Below are 15,378 nucleotides of genomic sequence, written 5' to 3'. Positions count from 1 at the left end.
GGGGGGGGGTTGGGGGGGGGGGGGGAAGAGGCTCCCCTCCACCACTCCCCCCTCCCCGCTCTGCTGGGGAGTTGTGTGTTGCGGGGGGGGGGGGGGGGGGGGGGGGGCCCACCCCCCCCCCCCCCCCACGCCTTCACCTCCCGCACCACCACGAGAAAGAGAGCCCGTGAGCAGCAGCGAGAGCGACCGCGTCCAGTCCGTGCGCAACGCCTGGACCAACATGCTGCGCGCCGAGGTCCTGCGGTCCGATACCCCGGACCTGCCCCGGGTCGCTGCGGTCGGCATCTGGCTGGCTACGTACGCCGACGCCGACGGCAGCAACGCCTTCCCGTCCCGCGAGACCCTGGCCCGCCTCGCCGGATGCAGCGTCGACACGGTCACGAACGCCGTCAACGTGCTGATGCACGCCGGCGTGCTGGTGCGCCGGCGACGGCCCAACGCGAGCGCGGTCTACCAGTTGCTGCTCCCGATGGAGCGTCCCGACTGGGGATCGCACATGCACCTGATCACCGACACCCGGCAGCGGCGTGCGCACGCCGCGAAGAAGAAGCGCGAGGCCGAAGCCCGGACCGCGTCCACGGACGCTGTCCGGAAAGCGTCCGTGGCGGGGGTTCCGGAAAGCGTCCGTGGCGGGGGTTCCGAACTCCCGGGGGCGGCCCCGGAAAGCGTCCGTGGACGCCCCCGGACCGCGTCCACGGACGCTGTCCGGAAAGCGTCCGTGGCGGGGGTCTACCAGTACCCCTCTACCTACGGTAGAGACCCACTCCCTGACGAAGACACCGCCGGCCTTTCACCTCAGCCACAGGCCGCGGGGGCGCGCGAGGACGAGGGAACGATTCCTCCCCCCAGCAGCCAGCCGGACACCACCGAGCAGGACGCGCCGCAGCTGCACGCCCTGCCGACGCCGCCCGGCACCCAGGCCAAGACCGGCGGGCAGCGGCCGTTACTGCTCTCCGTCCGCACCGCCGCCGACGTCACCGCCGAGGACCGCATCGCGCTGCGCCGCGCCGCCACGCCGGATCTCGTCCGGCAGGCCGTCAGCGAGCTGGGCCGCCAGGAGGCCATCGCCCTCTACGGCATCCAGCGTGTCGCCATCGACGCCCCCGAGTCCTTCACCGACCACGGCCTCCAAGGAGACGCCCGTGCAGCCACCTAGCCGCCACGTGACCACCTGCCGACGGTGCCCCGCCCTCATCTGCTGGGCGCTCACCACCGCCAACGGCAAGCGGCAGCCGGTCGACGCCGAACCGAACCCCGCGGGCAACCTCGCCGTCTCGCGGGGATCGGACGACGTCCTGTACGTCCGCGCGCTGTCCGCCGCCCGGCCCGAGCTGAAGGCCGGCGAGTGGCAGGCCATGCCCCACCACGCCACCTGTAAGAACCCGCCGCCCAGGCGCACCAGCGCCAGCGCGCCGCGGCGCCGTACGGGCGTGCGGCCGGTGCCCTGGCAGACCCGCCCGGGCCCATGACGATCGCGGCCCTGCGCGCCCTCATCGATGAGGAGCTGCCGCACGTCCGCCGCCTTCCCGCCCCACGCCTTCCCGCCCAACACTTCAGCGCCAAGGAGACCGAGCCCGTGAACACGACCACCACCACCCCGGCCGGGACGGTCCCGCCGACGGCGCCGACGGACCCCGCGCCCCTACCCGTGGGCAAGCTCCTCGCCTGGGCCGCCTCACACCCGGACAAGACCCTGCGTGACCACGCCGAGAAAGCCCGCACCAGCCTCGACGCGCTGCGGGAGCGGCACGCCGCCGCCGAGGAACTGGCGCGCATCAGCACCGAGACCGCCGAGCTGGAGCAGCGCCTCGCCCAGCTCCGCGCACGCGAGACCGAGCTCAACCCCGCCGCCCGCAAGGGCCGCGACTACGACCTGGCAGAGGTCCGGGCGTGGGCTCAGACACAGGGCCTGACGGTCTCCGCCCGCGGTCGCGTGCCGAAGTCGGTCGTGACCGCGTGGCGGGAGCGGGCCCGGTGACCACGGAGTCCGGCGCCCTCGACGGCCGCCGGCCCCTCCACCTGGTTCTCGCGGAGTGGTGGCCGGACGGCACGTTCGGCGGCGTACGGACCGTCCCCGGCGTCCCGTCCGAGCCCATACGCATCCCGAACCCCGACCCCGAGGCGTCCGAACACGTGGCCGCCCTGGTGGCCGCTCTCCACCGCAGACGGAAGGACGCACCGTGACCCGCCTGTTGGACCTGCTCGCGTTCATGGCCGTCGTCTCTGCGGTCAGCGGCCTGGCCCTCGCCCACCACCTCCCCCGCGGACGGCGCTGATGACCACCACCCTCGACCCGGCGCCCGCGCCCACCGAGACCGACGACGGCGACTCCCTGACCCACATCTGGTGCTGTACGCCGGAGCGCGCGCTGTGCGGCGTCGACCTCGTCGCCTCGCCGGAGGGCTCGTTCGAAGACGTCGACTGCATCGTCTGTATCGACCTGTTCAAGCAGCCGTGCCCCCACTGCGGACGGGCCGGCTGATGGCCGCGGCGCGCGCCCTGGCCGTCGGCCTGGTCCTCACTGGCTTCGGGAACTTGGCACTCGCGGCGCTGTACGCCCACGCCCACGTCTGGCCGCTCGCCTTGTGGCTGGCCACCAGCGCGTGGATCTGCCCCGTCGCCGCCGGCTACCTCCTCCGGGCCGCCACGCAACGCCGCGCCAATGCCGTCGCCGCCGAGCAGCGGGCCCGTCGGCTCGCCATCGAGGACGAGGCCGCCCTCGCCATGGACGACTGCTGCGAGACCTGGTGGACCTCCGCCGGCGGACAGCACGAACCCACCTGCCGCAACCACGCAAGGAGCAACTGAACGTGTTCGCCCGAGGCTTCCGCCTCCACACCCGCGAAGGTGCGCTGGACGGCGCCGAGTTCCCCAGCGGCCAAGTCGTCGTCCTGGACGACGCCGAGTACCTGATCCTCACCGGCGCGCCGTCCATCGCCGCACTCCTCGCCGGCCACCCCTTCAGCCGAGTCGAGTGGTCTGATGACTGAGCCCACGCCCGCAGCCTGCCTGCTGTGCCACCGATCCGCTGACGGCGGATACCTGTGCGTCAGCTGCACGAAGGACACCCGGGTGCGGCTGGAGTGCTGGCCGGACCTGTACGTGGGCCTGGCGGCGTTCCTCGCTCCGCCCGGGGGCGCGAACCAGCTGCGCGGTTCACGGCCCGCGCACGCGCCGCTGCCGGTGTCGGAGGAAGTCCTCGACCTACGCGGCCCCGGCGGGCTCGTCGGCACCGCAGACGGCTGGGTGAGCGCCATCCGCCAGGAGCGGGGACGCGGGCCGGACCAATTCGACCCCGCCTATGCGACCGCCCTATGGGGCTCGCTGGCGGTGGCGGACCAGCTCAGGGCCACCGTTACCGAGCTGCTGGGCCATCTGCCGTGGGTGGCGGTGTCGTGGTCGTCCGCCGGCGCATTCGCCGTGGACATCCGAGACGTCACACGGTCGGTCGCCTCGATCGTTTCACCGCCCGAACCGGTCGACCGCGGTACGGTTCTCGGCCCGTGCCCGGCGCAGCTGCCCGACGGCTCGCTGTGCCGTACGGTCCTGCGGCTGTTCACCGGAGCCACGGTGGTGACATGCCCGAGCTGCGCGTCGACGTTCCCGCCGGCCACCTGGCCGGGGCTGAAGATCCTCATGGACTCGGATTCGGTGGCACCCAGCGATGCCACATGAGCGAGGGCCCACCGCAACTCCACTGCGGCGGGCCCTCGTTGCGCTGCCTCCACTGCTACTGCTCGGGCCGTTCGAGGTCGGTACGGCGTCCCGGCCGCGGCGGATGCTCGGCAAAGTACGCGGCCACCGCTCGCCGAGGGAACCTCGGCCGGGTGCTGCCCGGTGTCACGACCGCAGCAGGGAAGCCGCTGCGCGAGTTGGTCCGCAGCGCGTGGAGGGTCTGCCTGCTGATGCCGTGCTCGGCACAGACCTCGGCGATCGTCATGGGCTCATCACCGCTTTCGGGCGTCGTCTGCTCGTCGGGCACGGCCGTATCATCTCCTGACCTCTTGACAATGTAAAGAGGTTGCTTCTACGTTGGGCACGCATGAAAAACCCCCGTCCGGTGGTGAGACACCAGGCGGGGTCGCAGAACGGTCGGGCCCGGTGGTGAGACACCGGACCCGACCAGAACCCCGTCCGGTGGTGAGACACCGCGCGGGACATCCGACACCCTGCTGTGAACAGGAGTCAGACATGCGTGATCGTATCCGCGCCGCTGCCGCCCAGGCAGCCCCCACGGCCGACGAGGGCCTGAGCCGCATCCTCGCTCTCCCCAGCCTCGCGAGCCAGCTGCTCACCGCCGCCGCCGACGACCTCGCCGAGCGACGGCCCGCCGACGAGCTGACCGTCGCGGGGTGGGGCCGCGCCCTCGCCCGCGCCGACGCCCGCGTCCTCTCGGGCTACCCGTCGTACGTCGCGCAGCACGCAGGACGCCGCGCCCTGCGTGCGCTGAGCAACGACTTGTGGGCCAGCTCCCGTACCCGAGGCGAGTGGGCCCTGTGCCTGCGCGCAGCCGCGGGCACCGTCTGATGGCCGCCGACAAGCCGCGCCCGAGCCCCATCGTGGACGCCCCCGCGACCGTCGCCGCCTGCGCCGCCGACCGCGCCGAGGCGAAGGGCCAGGGGGCCGCGAACAACCAGCTCGCCGAGGCCCGGCAGCACGCAGCTGAGCAGGCCGCGACCCGCTGACCACCTGACCGGCCGGGCCCGCGACCACCCCCGCGCGGGCCCGGCCTCCCACGCCTGAAAGGCACGCCACCGTGCAACTCACCACGACACAGCGCCGTGTGATCGGCTCCGTCGTCGCCGGCGCGGTTCTCATCGCCGCGATCGGCTTCGCCGGGTCGTACGCCGCCGTGCGCGAGCTCGCCGAGGAGAAGGGCTTCGGGCAGTTCGCGCTCGTCTTCCCGCTCGGCATCGACGCGGGCATCTGCGTCCTGCTGGCCCTTGACCTGATCCTGACCTGGCTGCGCATGCCGTTCCCGCTCCTGCGGTCGACGGCCTGGCTCCTGACCGCCGCCACCATCGCGTTCAACGGCGCCGCCGCCTGGCCCGACCCGGTCGGCGTCGGCATGCACGCGGTGATCCCGGTCCTGTTCGTCGTCGTCGTGGAGGCCGGCCGCCACGCCATCGGCCGCGTCGCCGACATCACCGCCGACCGTCACATCGAGCCCGTACGGATCACCCGCTGGCTCCTGGCGCCCGTCCCGACGTTCAAACTGTGGCGCCGGATGAAGCTGTGGGAGATCCGCAGCTACCGGGCCGTCATCCAGCTCGAACAGGACCGGCTCGTCTACCAGGCCCGCCTCCAGGCGCGCTACGGGCGCAACTGGCGCCGCAAGGCACCCGTAGAGAAGCTGATGCCGCTGCGGCTCACGAAGTACGGCGTACCCCTCCCGGAAGCCGGCGGCCCTGCGGCGCATCAACCGGCCGTGCCAGTCGCCGCGCTCCCATCCCCCGTCCTTGCACCCGTGCCACCTGGCGTCCGACTGCTGACGATCGTCGCCCGAGACGCCCCGGCCGGGACCACCGAGCATCACGGTGACGGGCGTGATGCGGATGATGCGCCCTCTGATGCACCGCAGGTCACAGCGCGAGGCGCCAAGAAACAGGCCGTCCTCGCCGCCGCCGCCGTCCTCGGCCACGCCGGCGTCACGTCCTCCGACATCGCCGACCGCGTCCAGCGCATCAACGGCATCACGGTTGATGCGGCCTACGTCCGCACCGTCCTGTCCCGCGACGCGAAGAGGCCGAAGACCGCCCCGAGCGACCGCCCGATGGAAGGCGGATACGCGTGAACGCCGCACCGGAACCGGACGAGTCCCGCATCCGCCGCATCCTCCGGCGCAAGGTCGACGGCCCCCCGCCCGACGACCCCGCCACGCCGCTCGTCCAGGTACACATCATCCCGACCCCGGATCCGGCCGACGAGGACGACCAGGAGCAGGACGAGACCCTGCCCGAGGAGAAGCCCGCCTGGTGGCAGGTCCGCCCCCGCGAACTGCTCGGCGGACCGGGGGAGCCGGGCCCAGCGCCGCAGGACAGCGCGGCGACCGCGCCGGGTATCCACGTCACCGTCAGCCAGCCCACCCCTTCTGCGCCCCCCTGGACCGTGGTGGACCCGGCCGTCGAGCGGGCCGCGGAACGACGTCACCGCCGCCGGGTCTGGCTCGCGTACCACAGCAGCGCGGCCGGCGCGGGCTGGGCCTTCGGGCTGGTCGACGGCATGGGCGACATGATCGCCTCCGCCGGTCACTCCGCCACCCCCGTCGGCATCGCCATCGGCCTCGTCAGCTGGATCGTCGCCAGCTACCTGCCCGGCCTCCCGTACATCCCGCCCGCGCTGCGCCCCGTCATCGTCTGGGCCTCCCGCATCCCCGTTGCCTCCGCCGCCCTCGCCCTGGCGCTCCACGCGCCCGGCACCTTCTAGGAGATCGTCGTGAACCTCGCAGCAGAGACCGGTGGAGCCGTGTTCGGCGCCCTCGGCACCGGCGGTATCGCCCTCGCCGCGGCCCTCTTCCTCGTACTGGGCGTCAAGGGCAAGGGCCGGGTCAAGCTCAAGGACAACCCCGCGTTGATCAGCGCCTTCATCGCCGGGACCGCGTTCACCGCCGCCGGGGACATCTGGCTCAACCCGTCGCAAATCACCGCCCAGGGCCTGACCGGGCTCGGTGTCGGCACCGGCGGAGGACCGTTCGGCAACGTCGGGATCGGCGCCGTCGCGCTGATCCTGCTGATCGTCATCCTGACAGCGGAGTTGACCCCGCTGTTCGGCGCCGCCCTCGGCATGATCGCGTCGTTCGTTTGGCCCGCCACCGGGGACGGCACCGTCTGGGCCATCCCCGCCGAGCTGGCCGCCGCCGTCCTGATGATGGTGGGCTCGTGATGCGCGTCTGGATCGCAATCTGGGTCGGCTCGTCACAACTCTGCGCGGGCATCGCCGGATGGCTCGCGGGCGGTTGGGCGCTGCGCCTGGTCGCCCTCGGCCTCCTCGCAGGGTTCGTGAAGGGCCTCCCCTGGACCACGAACATCATGGTGCTCGTCGCCTCCGCGTGGCTCGTGACCGCCGCCGCTCTCGGCCTGCGGGCAGCCCCGGAGGACGTGCAGGAGACCGATGGCGACACGCCCGCCGAGGCTGCCGAGACAGCCCCGCTGACCGCCGCCGAACTGGGCGCGGCGATGCACGAGATCGGCGCCCCGCACGCCCACCTGTCCGCCCTCGCCACCCACCTGAACACCACCCCCGAGCGGGTCCGCGAAGGGTGCTCCCTCGCCGGTATCCCGATCGCGGGAGGAGTGCGGATGAAGGGGGCTGGCGTCAGCACCGGCGTGAAGGCCGACCACTTCCCCACCGTCAAAACCACCCCCACGACCCCGGTTGTTGGGCCGGTGACCAGCAACAACAACAGCAACAACGTAGCCGGAGAGGAGGGCCGAGAGGGGCGGTCGATCGTGCCCGACCCCGAGCACGGACACCGCTGGCTCGTCATCCAGCCCGACCAGAACGCCCGCTGAAGCCCCCGGGGCGGCCGTCACGCCGGCAAGCAGACCGGCCGCCCCGAGGCCCCATCCCATCTCTGAGACAGGACCCGATCATGGCACTCGCCGAACTCGTCGCCGCCTTGCACGCCTTCAAGCAGCCCGTCATGAACTACTGCCAGCGGTGCGCCTGGTGGTACCCGCCGTCCCACTGGCCTTGCCGATGAACCAGCCGAATCACGGCCCCGCCACGCACACGCGCGGCGGGGCCGCCCTGCAAGATGCGGCGGTGACGGCGCAACTGCTGACATACCACTCGGTAACGAGCCACAATTGCGCCCCGAGCCCTGACCAGAGGAGCCACATCATGAAGCCCCTGAACCTCGACAAGATCGGCCAGGAACTCAAGGTGGGCACTGTGGTGACCTACGCCAGCGGCAACGAGTTGTGCAGCGGGAAGATCGTTTACATTGCCCCGCCCAATACCGCCGAGCTCGCGATCGAGGGCGAGCAAGGACTAGTGATCCGCTACGGTGAGGAGAGGGATCGTCACGTCCACTACGCCCATGTGATGGCGAGGGGGATCATGAATCCATGAGCACTCCGATCATCGTGGACGTCTACGCCGCCATGACCGCCACCGGCGTCAAGCCGGGCACGCTGCGCGTCTGGCTCCACCGAGGCCACCTCACCCGCTACGGCCACGACCGCGCCGGCCGCGACCTCGTAGACCTCACCGAGGTACAGGCACGCCTCACCGCGAAGGCAGCTTGACCAGCTAGATCACCCGGTGTAACACTCAACCCACATCCGGCGTGCCCACACACCGCCAACTCAGGCCCTGACCAACCGGTCCGGGCCTTCGCCATTTCCCCACCGGGATCACCCGACATGACGCACGATGTCCCCCTCACCGCAACGTCCTTGGGGGGACCATGCGCATCAGACACGCCGCCGCGCTTACCGCGGCCCTCCTGCTCGCCCTTACAGGCTGTAGCTCCTACAGCGCCGAAGACTGCCAACGCGCCCTCACCAGCGAGTCGACCAAGACCGACAAGCCCGAGGAATGCCAGGACATCAGCCAGAAGGACTACGACACCCTCCTCACGGACCACGTCCTGAAGGAGACGCTGAAGGACATGGGCGAGGACGACCAGGACCTCCTCGACTACTACGACGACGGCACCATCAACGACAGCCTCACCGACTGACGGAGGTGGCGCCCGTGGCCGGCAACCCCCGCACCGGGCGCCCCTACCGCCGGCTGTGCGCCACGCAGCGGAGCTACCGGCTCCCCTGCTGGTGGTGTGGCAGTGCCATCCGGTACGACATCACCGGCCCCCTCGCCAGCCGTCACCGCGACGCCTTCACCCTCGATCACCTGATCCCCCTCTCACGCGGCGGCAGCCTCCTCGACCCCGCCAACGCCCGGTCTGCGCACCGCCGCTGCAACAGCGCGCGCGGCAACAAGACCACCGCCGCACCCGTCAGGACCTCCCGGAGATGGTGAGCCTGTGCTGTACGTCATCACCGGGCCGCCGGCCTCGGGCAAGTCGAGCTGGGTGGCTGCACGTGCGCAGGGGCGGGACATCGTCATCGACCTGGACCGCATCACCACCGCCTTGACCGCCCCCGGTGCGGGCGGGTGGAACCAGGACACCATCGCCGTGAAGGTGGCACAGCGCGCGCGGTTCGCGGCGATCGATGAGGCTGTGAAGCACCGTAACGAGGTGGACGTCTACCTGATCCACACCATGCCGAGCCCCAAGGCCAGGGCCAAGTACCGGCGCCTCGGGGCGGAGATCGTCACGGTGGATCCGGGCGAGGACGTGGTGCGTGAGCGTGTCGCGGCGATGCGGTCGCCGGCCATGGATGGTGTGGTCACCCGCTGGTACCGGGACTACCGCAAGGGTGGGTCACGCCCCGTCACCGCCCAGTCGTCCCGCTCGTGGTGACTGAGCGCGGTCGGCCCGGGCGAGCGGTCGGTCCGTCGCGATCGACTCTCGATGACGTCCGGTTCGCCTGCTCGTTCGCACCGGTGAGGCGCGGGGGGAGGGGGGCCGCGCGCCGACGGGGGATGAGGAGGCGGGCGACCCAAAAGCCCTTGGGGACCGTCTCTCTCCCCGCGCGGATCGCTAATCCCAGACCGCTGCTATCGGCACCATTAGTGACGCTGCGTTACATCACACTCTGTCACTGTTCGTGATCGTTCGCCTGTTACGGAGGGTGATGTCATGGATGGTGACGACAAGTCACGGCGTCGCAGTCTCCGGGCTGGCGCCGTGACGAAGGCGACCCAGGCCGAGCTCGAACACCTGGGGGTCGATCCGGAGGCCTCCGCCTCGGCTGCCGCCGCCGTACGGCTGGCGAAGGAGTTGGACTCGGCCCCCGACAGCAAAGCGGCGTCGGCCGCCGCGCGCGAGCTGCGCCAGGCGATGGCCGTCGTACGGGCTGCCGCTCCGCCCAAGGAGCGCGGGGACCGTATCGACAAGCTGGCGCAGAAGCGCGAGGAGCGGCTGTCCAGGGCCAGCCGGGGCGCTGGATGACCGGCTGCCAGACGCCGCGGATCCTGTCCGTGCCGTGGCGCCGGTACGTCGACACCGGTCGGTGGGACGGCACCGAGGACCAGGAAGCGCTCGCCTTCACCTCCCCGGCCGGCCAGGAGTGCATCGACCTCGCCGACGACGCGAAGCTGTACCTAGACCCGTGGCAGCAACTGGCCCTGCATCACTCCCTCGTGGAAGACGACGAGGGCCGCTGGTCTGCGCTGGACGTCGTGCTCAACGTGGCGCGGCAGAACGGCAAGGGCGGGTTCCTCGAGGCCCGGCAGCTCGGCGAGGTGATCCTGTTCGGCGGGCAGTTGGTCATCCACACCGCCCACCAGTTCAACACCGCACAGGAGTCGTTCCTGCGCCTGGACCGTGTCATTGAAGGCTCGTACGCCCTCAGCCGCCGGGTGAAGCGCGTACGCCGCAGCCACGGTGAGGAAGGGTTCGAGTTCTTCAACGGCGCGAGGATCCGATTCCTGGCGCGTGGCGGCGACTCGGGTCGTGGATTCAGTGGCGATTTGGTCTTGATGGATGAGGCCATGAAGCTGAGGGCCGCGCCGATCGGCGCGCTGATGCCGGTCCTGTCCGCGCGGCCCAATCCGCAGCTCGTCTACACCGGCAGCGCGGGCCTGGGCGCGGAGTCGGAGCAGCTGGCGCTGCTGCGCGCCCGTGCCATGGGCGAGGGTGAGCCGGATGCGTCGCTGGCGTACCTGGAGTATTCGATCGCGCCGCACGTGAAGGAATGCCCGACGGACCCCGAGGGCCGCATCGTCTGCGAGCACCACGACGACCGCGGCGAGGAGACCTCGTTCGCCCGGGCCAACCCCGCGCTCGGCATCCGTATCCGCACCTCCTACGTGCTGCAGGAGATGCGCAGCATGCGGCCCGATCTCTTCGACCGCGAACGCTTGGGCGTCGGCGACTACCCCGCCGTCACCGACGAGACCTGGCAGGTCATCCCGAAGCAGAAGTGGGAGGACCTGACCGACGCGACGTCGAAGCCGGGCGACCCGGTGGCGTTCGCCATCGACACCAACCCCGAGCGGACGTGGACAGCCATCTCTGTGGCCGGCGCCTCCGGCAACGGGGTGCACGTGGAGGTCGTGGAGCACCGCCCCGGTACGGACTGGGTGGTGGACTGGGTGGTGGAGCGTGACCAGCGGTGGAAGCCGTGCGCGTGGGTCATCGATGAGGGCGGCCCGGCCGGGTCCCTGGTGGAGTCGCTGCGCAAGGCACTGCGGTACGAGGACGACGAGGACCAGGACGCGCGGGATGAGTTCGTGATCTGTCCCAAGGTGCGGCAACTCGGCCAGGCCTGCGGCCAGTTCTACGACCGGGTCACCGACACCGGGTCGCTCGTGCACCTCGGCCAGGCGCCGCTCACGGCCGCGCTCGCCGGCGCGCAGAAGCGCGACCTGGGCGACGCCTGGGCGTGGACACGGAAGTCGGACGGCGTCGATGTGAGCCCGTTGGTGGCCGCGACGTACGCGGTGTGGGGGTGGGAGATGTTCAAGGACGCGGAGCCTGAGGAGGCGGAGCCGTGGGGCTTCTACGGGTGACGAGGTGGTCGCGGCTGGCCCGGGTCCGCCTCGGCTACTGGACGGGCTGTGCGGCCCTCTCGGTGGGTGCTGGGCTGGAGTTCGGCGTGGGGCTGGGGCTGATGGCCGGCGGTGCGCTGACGGCCGCCTCGTTCCTGCTCCTGGTCGACGTCAGCGATGAGCACGAGCAGGGTGAGGGGGAGCGGTGACGAGCCTGTGGCAGCACGCGCGGCGGCCGGCCACACGGGATGACGACTCGTGGCAGGTGGACGGGAACGTCTACTACGGCACCGGGCGGCCGGTGGACGGCAGGGAACGGCCTCTCCCGCAGGAGTTCGAGGCCAAGGTCCGGCACGCGTACAAGTCGAACGGGCCTGTGTTCGCACTGATGCTGGTGCGGCAGCTGCTCTTCAGCGAGGCACGGTTCCAGTTCCGGCAGATGCGCAACGGTCGGCCCGGTGAGCTGTTCGGGACGCCGGCGCTGGCGCCGCTCGAGACGCCGTGGCCTGGCGGCACGACCGGGAACCTGCTGTCGCGATACATCCAGAACGCGGACTTGGAGGGCAACGGGTACGTCACCAACTACAACCCGGGGCGGCTGAAGGTGATGCGGCCCGACTGGGTGACGATTATCACCGGGTCGGACGAGGCGCCGGGCCAGCCGAGCGAGGCGATCGACTCCGAGCTCCTCGGCTACATGTACGACCCGCCCACCGGCACCGAGCCGTGGTTCCTGCTGCCGGAGCAGGTGGGGCACTTCGCGCCGATCCCGGACCCGGAGTTTCAGTTCCGCGGCATGTCGTGGCTGACGCCGGTGATCAGGGAGATCGTTGGCGACACCGCGGCGACCCGGCACAAACTGAAGTTCTTCGAGAACGGGGCAACACCGCAGGTCGTGGTGTCCATGGACGCCTCGGTGACACCGGACAAGGTCCGCAAGTTCCAGACGCTGATGGACTCCCAGCACCGCGGCGTGGACACCGCGTACAAGACGCTGTACCTGGGCGGTGGGGCGGACGTCACGGTCGTCGGCAAGGATCTGCACCAGCTCGACTTCAAGGCCACGCAGGGCGCCGGTGAGACCCGTCTCGCGGCTGCGGCCGGTGTGCCCCCGGTCATCGTCGGGTTCTCCGAGGGACTGGCCGGATCGTCACTGAACGCGGGCAACTACGCCAGCTCGAGGCGCCGTCTGGCGGACGGCACGATGCGGCCCCTGTGGCGGGAGGCCGCCGGATCGCTGGCCCCGCTCATCGACGTCCCCGACGGCGCCGAACTCTGGTACGACGACCGCGATATCGCGTTCCTGCGCGAGGACCGGCGGGACGCGGCCGAGATCCAGGGCTTGCAGTCCCGCACGATCCGCCAGCTTGTCGACGCCGGGTACGAACCGAGGTCCGTCGTCGCCGCGGTGGAGGCCGAGGACTACAGCCTCCTCGCCCACACCGGCCTGTACTCCGTCCAGTTGCAGAAGCCCGGCAGCGGCGAGCCCGCTCCGGCCACCGAGGAAGACCCGGAGGTGACCTGACATGGACTCAGCCACGTTCCTGCGGTCCTTCCCGCTGGAGGACATCCGCGTCCGCGCCGGCGGGGACGGCCGCACCGTAGAGGCGTACGCCGCGGTGTTCGACACCCCGGTCGAAATCCACGACCAGGACGGCGATTACCTCGAGCAGATCGACCGCCGTGCGTTCGACCGCACCCTGCAGCAGCTCGCCCCCGCCGGGTCCCGGTCGACGTGGCGGGTGGGGGTGTTCTACAACCACGGCCGCACTCTGTGGGGGACGCCGTCCGAGCGCGGCTCGATGCCGATCGGTACCCCGGTGGAGTTGAAGACCGACACCCGGGGCCTGCTGACGGTGACCCGGTACAACAAGACCGAGCTCGCCGACGAGGTCCTGGAGAGCATCCGCGAGGGCGCCATCAGCGGACAGTCGTTCACCGGCCGGTTCACCCGCTCCGACCCCGGCCGTACGCCGCGCAGCGGCTACCGGGCCGACCGCGACGGCAAGCTGAAGACGGTGCGCCGCCAGGAGATCGCGCTCAAGGAGTACGGGCCCACCCCGTTCCCCGCCTACCCGGACGCCGCCGTGATCGGCGTCCGCGCCGAGCAGGTCATGCCCCTGCTCTCCGAGCTGTCCCCCGACGAGCGGGACAAGCTCGCCCACATGCTTCGGACCGGTACTCCGCTGGACCCGCCCCCTGAGGGCACTCCGACGGACCCGCCGGCCGCCGGCGACCCCGCCCCGGGGTCCGCCGCCGAGGACCCGCCCTCAGGGCACTCCGCTCGGCAACAGATCGCGTGGATCAAGCTCCGCGCCGAGATCAAGGCCAGGAGGGCCCACCAGTGACCACCAAGCGGAAGAAGAAGAGCGACAAGCTCAAGGAGTCCCTCGAAGCGCTGCGCTCCGAGCTCTTCGAGCTCGAGGAGCTCGAAGAGCCGGAAGAGGAGCAGGTGACCCGGGCGCGGGACCTGCTGACCGAGGTCGACACCGCGCAGGAGGCGTACGACGAGCAGCTGGAGCACGAGCGGCGCGTGGACGCCGTCCGCGCCGCGGCCACCGTCCCCGGCAGCCAGGAGCGGCCGGGCGGGGACGGGCCGCAGTTCCTGCGGCAGCGCGGCAACCCGTACGAGGAGCTGGACCGGGTGCGCGGTGCGAACCTCAACGAGCGGTCCACCCGCGGGGACCTGAGCTCCCGTGCCCTGTACGCGGTGGAGCTCGCGGCCGAGCAGATCACCGAGGACCAGCAGGAGCGTGTCGAGCGCCTGGTCCGCGCCGACCGGCGCGGCCGGATCGCACAGCACCTGCTGCTCACCGGCTCGGACGACTACATGCGCGCGTTCGAGTCGCTGCTGGAGAACGCGGGCAACCCCGCGCTCCTGGACGAGGACGAGACCGCGGCCTACCGGCTGGCCGAGGCGCACCGCCGGGCCATGACCCTGACCGACGCCGCCGGCGGGTTCCTCGTCCCGTTCACACTGGACCCGACGATCATCCTCACGAACGCCGGCAGCGCGAACCCGTTCCGGCAGGTGTCCACGATCAAGACGATCACCACGGACACCTGGAACGGCGTCAGCTCCGCCGGTGTCACGGCGTCGTGGCTGGCCGAGGCCGACGAGGTCGGCGACAACTCGCCCGCGTTCGCCCAGCCGTCCATCAAGCCGGAGAAAGCGTCCGCGTGGGTCCAGGGTTCCTTCGAGGTCCTGGCCGACTCCGGGTTCGGCGCCGAGATCGGGCCGCTCCTGGCGGACGCCAAGGACCGCCTCGAGGCCTCCGCGTTCGCCACCGGCGACGGCTCCGGCAAGCCCAAGGGGGTCGTACCGGCGGTCGCCGCCGTGTCCGGCTCGGTCGTGCCCTCGGCGACCACCGACACCTACGCGGTCGCCGACGTGTACGCGGTGGAGCAGGCCCTGCCGCCCCGGCACCGGATCACCGGCGTCCCGTCGTGGATGGCCGCCAAGCCGATCATCAACAAGACCCGCCAATTCGACACCGCTGGCGGCTCCAGCTTCTGGGCGAACCTCGGCATGGGCCAGCCCGAGCAGCTGCTCGGCGCCCCCATCCACGAGGCCTCGGCGATGGACGGCACCATCAACGCCGGCGCCGAGAACTACGCGCTCCTCCTCGGGGACTTCCGCAACTACTACATCGTCGACCGGGTCGGCATGACCATGGTCTACGAGCCGCTCGTCAAGGGCGCGTCCGGCCGGCCCACCGGCGAGGCCGGGTGGTTCGCCTACTGGCGCGTCGGCGCGGACGTCGTCAACCCGGACGCCTTCCGGCTCCTGAACGTCACCTGATCCACCCACCCCAG

At 71.3% G+C, this 15,378-nt stretch carries 25 protein-coding genes and 1 pseudogene; 25 read left to right on the top strand and 1 reads right to left on the bottom strand.

The features are described 5' to 3' along the window. Nucleotides 1–166: 166 nt before the first annotated feature. The 8 genes from ACZ61E_RS28080 to ACZ61E_RS28045 all read left to right on the top strand — a co-directional run bounded on the left by ACZ61E_RS28080 (nucleotide 167) and on the right by ACZ61E_RS28045 (nucleotide 3,675). On the top strand, nucleotides 167–1,156 hold the full coding sequence (locus tag ACZ61E_RS28080) for a helix-turn-helix domain-containing protein (protein WP_469702759.1): 990 nt from the start codon (nucleotides 167–169) through the stop codon (nucleotides 1,154–1,156). Then, entirely contained in the window at nucleotides 1,143–1,469 is a 327-nt protein-coding gene (locus ACZ61E_RS28075; RefSeq protein ID WP_469702758.1) for a hypothetical protein, read from the top strand. Before ACZ61E_RS28080 ends, ACZ61E_RS28075 begins: the two co-directional genes overlap by 14 nt. After that, nucleotides 1,466–1,978, top strand: coding sequence for an Lsr2 family DNA-binding protein (locus tag ACZ61E_RS28070; protein WP_469702757.1), 513 nt, complete (start codon nucleotides 1,466–1,468; stop codon nucleotides 1,976–1,978). The genes ACZ61E_RS28075 and ACZ61E_RS28070 overlap by 4 nt, the downstream gene beginning before the upstream one ends. Beyond that, complete coding sequence (locus tag ACZ61E_RS28065; RefSeq protein ID WP_469702755.1) at nucleotides 1,975–2,184, top strand: hypothetical protein; 210 nt, start codon at nucleotides 1,975–1,977, stop codon at nucleotides 2,182–2,184. The genes ACZ61E_RS28070 and ACZ61E_RS28065 overlap by 4 nt, the downstream gene beginning before the upstream one ends. A 91-nt stretch (nucleotides 2,185–2,275) precedes the next feature. Continuing rightward, entirely contained in the window at nucleotides 2,276–2,482 is a 207-nt protein-coding gene (locus tag ACZ61E_RS28060; protein WP_469702754.1) for a hypothetical protein, read from the top strand. Further along, nucleotides 2,455–2,808 (top strand): hypothetical protein, encoded by a 354-nt coding sequence (locus tag ACZ61E_RS28055; protein ID WP_469702752.1) that lies wholly within the window; start codon nucleotides 2,455–2,457, stop codon nucleotides 2,806–2,808. Before ACZ61E_RS28060 ends, ACZ61E_RS28055 begins: the two co-directional genes overlap by 28 nt. 2 nt (nucleotides 2,809–2,810) lie before the next feature. Beyond that, entirely contained in the window at nucleotides 2,811–2,990 is a 180-nt protein-coding gene (locus tag ACZ61E_RS28050) for a hypothetical protein (RefSeq protein ID WP_469702751.1), read from the top strand. After that, nucleotides 2,983–3,675, top strand: coding sequence for a zinc finger domain-containing protein (locus ACZ61E_RS28045; protein WP_469702749.1), 693 nt, complete (start codon nucleotides 2,983–2,985; stop codon nucleotides 3,673–3,675). The genes ACZ61E_RS28050 and ACZ61E_RS28045 overlap by 8 nt, the downstream gene beginning before the upstream one ends. A 55-nt stretch (nucleotides 3,676–3,730) precedes the next feature. Here ACZ61E_RS28045 and ACZ61E_RS28040 read toward each other — a convergent pair whose 3' ends face one another. Then, nucleotides 3,731–3,982: a helix-turn-helix transcriptional regulator gene (locus ACZ61E_RS28040; RefSeq protein WP_469702748.1), complete on the bottom strand. Its 252-nt coding sequence runs from the start codon at nucleotides 3,980–3,982 to the stop codon at nucleotides 3,731–3,733. Between the two features lie 209 nt (nucleotides 3,983–4,191). Here ACZ61E_RS28040 and ACZ61E_RS28035 point away from each other — a divergent pair, with 209 nt between their 5' ends. From ACZ61E_RS28035 to ACZ61E_RS27955, 17 genes and pseudogenes are all read left to right on the top strand, one after another. After that, nucleotides 4,192–4,527, top strand: a complete 336-nt coding sequence (locus ACZ61E_RS28035) for a hypothetical protein (RefSeq protein ID WP_469702747.1) — start codon at nucleotides 4,192–4,194, stop codon at nucleotides 4,525–4,527. Then, complete coding sequence (locus ACZ61E_RS28030) at nucleotides 4,527–4,685, top strand: hypothetical protein (RefSeq protein WP_355178605.1); 159 nt, start codon at nucleotides 4,527–4,529, stop codon at nucleotides 4,683–4,685. The genes ACZ61E_RS28035 and ACZ61E_RS28030 overlap by 1 nt, the downstream gene beginning before the upstream one ends. A gap of 71 nt (nucleotides 4,686–4,756) precedes the next feature. Then, nucleotides 4,757–5,473 (top strand): annotated as a pseudogene (locus ACZ61E_RS28025) (DUF2637 domain-containing protein); the annotation flags it as partial. A gap of 317 nt (nucleotides 5,474–5,790) precedes the next feature. After that, complete coding sequence (locus tag ACZ61E_RS28020; RefSeq protein WP_469702746.1) at nucleotides 5,791–6,426, top strand: hypothetical protein; 636 nt, start codon at nucleotides 5,791–5,793, stop codon at nucleotides 6,424–6,426. A 9-nt stretch (nucleotides 6,427–6,435) separates the two neighbouring features. Continuing rightward, entirely contained in the window at nucleotides 6,436–6,882 is a 447-nt protein-coding gene (locus ACZ61E_RS28015; RefSeq protein ID WP_469702745.1) for a hypothetical protein, read from the top strand. After that, a complete protein-coding gene (locus ACZ61E_RS28010; RefSeq protein WP_469702743.1) occupies nucleotides 6,882–7,511 on the top strand; it encodes a hypothetical protein in 630 nt (209 codons plus the stop codon). The genes ACZ61E_RS28015 and ACZ61E_RS28010 overlap by 1 nt, the downstream gene beginning before the upstream one ends. 331 nt (nucleotides 7,512–7,842) lie before the next feature. Further along, a complete protein-coding gene (locus ACZ61E_RS28005) occupies nucleotides 7,843–8,073 on the top strand; it encodes a hypothetical protein (protein ID WP_469702742.1) in 231 nt (76 codons plus the stop codon). Further along, complete coding sequence (locus tag ACZ61E_RS28000; protein ID WP_469702741.1) at nucleotides 8,070–8,249, top strand: hypothetical protein; 180 nt, start codon at nucleotides 8,070–8,072, stop codon at nucleotides 8,247–8,249. Before ACZ61E_RS28005 ends, ACZ61E_RS28000 begins: the two co-directional genes overlap by 4 nt. A 161-nt stretch (nucleotides 8,250–8,410) precedes the next feature. Next, nucleotides 8,411–8,686, top strand: coding sequence for a hypothetical protein (locus ACZ61E_RS27995; protein WP_469702739.1), 276 nt, complete (start codon nucleotides 8,411–8,413; stop codon nucleotides 8,684–8,686). A gap of 14 nt (nucleotides 8,687–8,700) precedes the next feature. Further along, on the top strand, nucleotides 8,701–8,985 hold the full coding sequence (locus ACZ61E_RS27990; protein ID WP_469702737.1) for an HNH endonuclease signature motif containing protein: 285 nt from the start codon (nucleotides 8,701–8,703) through the stop codon (nucleotides 8,983–8,985). Between the two features lie 4 nt (nucleotides 8,986–8,989). Further along, nucleotides 8,990–9,430, top strand: coding sequence for an AAA family ATPase (locus ACZ61E_RS27985; protein ID WP_469702736.1), 441 nt, complete (start codon nucleotides 8,990–8,992; stop codon nucleotides 9,428–9,430). A gap of 327 nt (nucleotides 9,431–9,757) precedes the next feature. Then, nucleotides 9,758–10,021: a hypothetical protein gene (locus tag ACZ61E_RS27980; RefSeq protein WP_469702735.1), complete on the top strand. Its 264-nt coding sequence runs from the start codon at nucleotides 9,758–9,760 to the stop codon at nucleotides 10,019–10,021. Next, nucleotides 10,018–11,583 carry a terminase gene (locus tag ACZ61E_RS27975; RefSeq protein ID WP_469702734.1) on the top strand — a complete coding sequence of 522 codons (1,566 nt, stop codon included), beginning with the start codon at nucleotides 10,018–10,020 and terminating at the stop codon, nucleotides 11,581–11,583. Before ACZ61E_RS27980 ends, ACZ61E_RS27975 begins: the two co-directional genes overlap by 4 nt. Continuing rightward, a complete protein-coding gene (locus ACZ61E_RS27970; protein WP_469702733.1) occupies nucleotides 11,565–11,771 on the top strand; it encodes a hypothetical protein in 207 nt (68 codons plus the stop codon). The genes ACZ61E_RS27975 and ACZ61E_RS27970 overlap by 19 nt, the downstream gene beginning before the upstream one ends. Beyond that, complete coding sequence (locus tag ACZ61E_RS27965; protein ID WP_469702731.1) at nucleotides 11,768–13,087, top strand: phage portal protein; 1,320 nt, start codon at nucleotides 11,768–11,770, stop codon at nucleotides 13,085–13,087. The genes ACZ61E_RS27970 and ACZ61E_RS27965 overlap by 4 nt, the downstream gene beginning before the upstream one ends. 1 nt (nucleotide 13,088) lies before the next feature. Beyond that, on the top strand, nucleotides 13,089–13,910 hold the full coding sequence (locus ACZ61E_RS27960) for an HK97 family phage prohead protease (protein WP_469702730.1): 822 nt from the start codon (nucleotides 13,089–13,091) through the stop codon (nucleotides 13,908–13,910). Continuing rightward, complete coding sequence (locus ACZ61E_RS27955; protein WP_469702729.1) at nucleotides 13,907–15,364, top strand: phage major capsid protein; 1,458 nt, start codon at nucleotides 13,907–13,909, stop codon at nucleotides 15,362–15,364. The genes ACZ61E_RS27960 and ACZ61E_RS27955 overlap by 4 nt, the downstream gene beginning before the upstream one ends. Nucleotides 15,365–15,378: the final 14 nt, after the last annotated feature.

The organism is Streptomyces sp. NPDC104581 (genome assembly GCF_055583685.1).
Note: the sequence above shows the minus strand (reverse complement) of the source record. Positions and strands in the feature narration are given on the sequence as shown.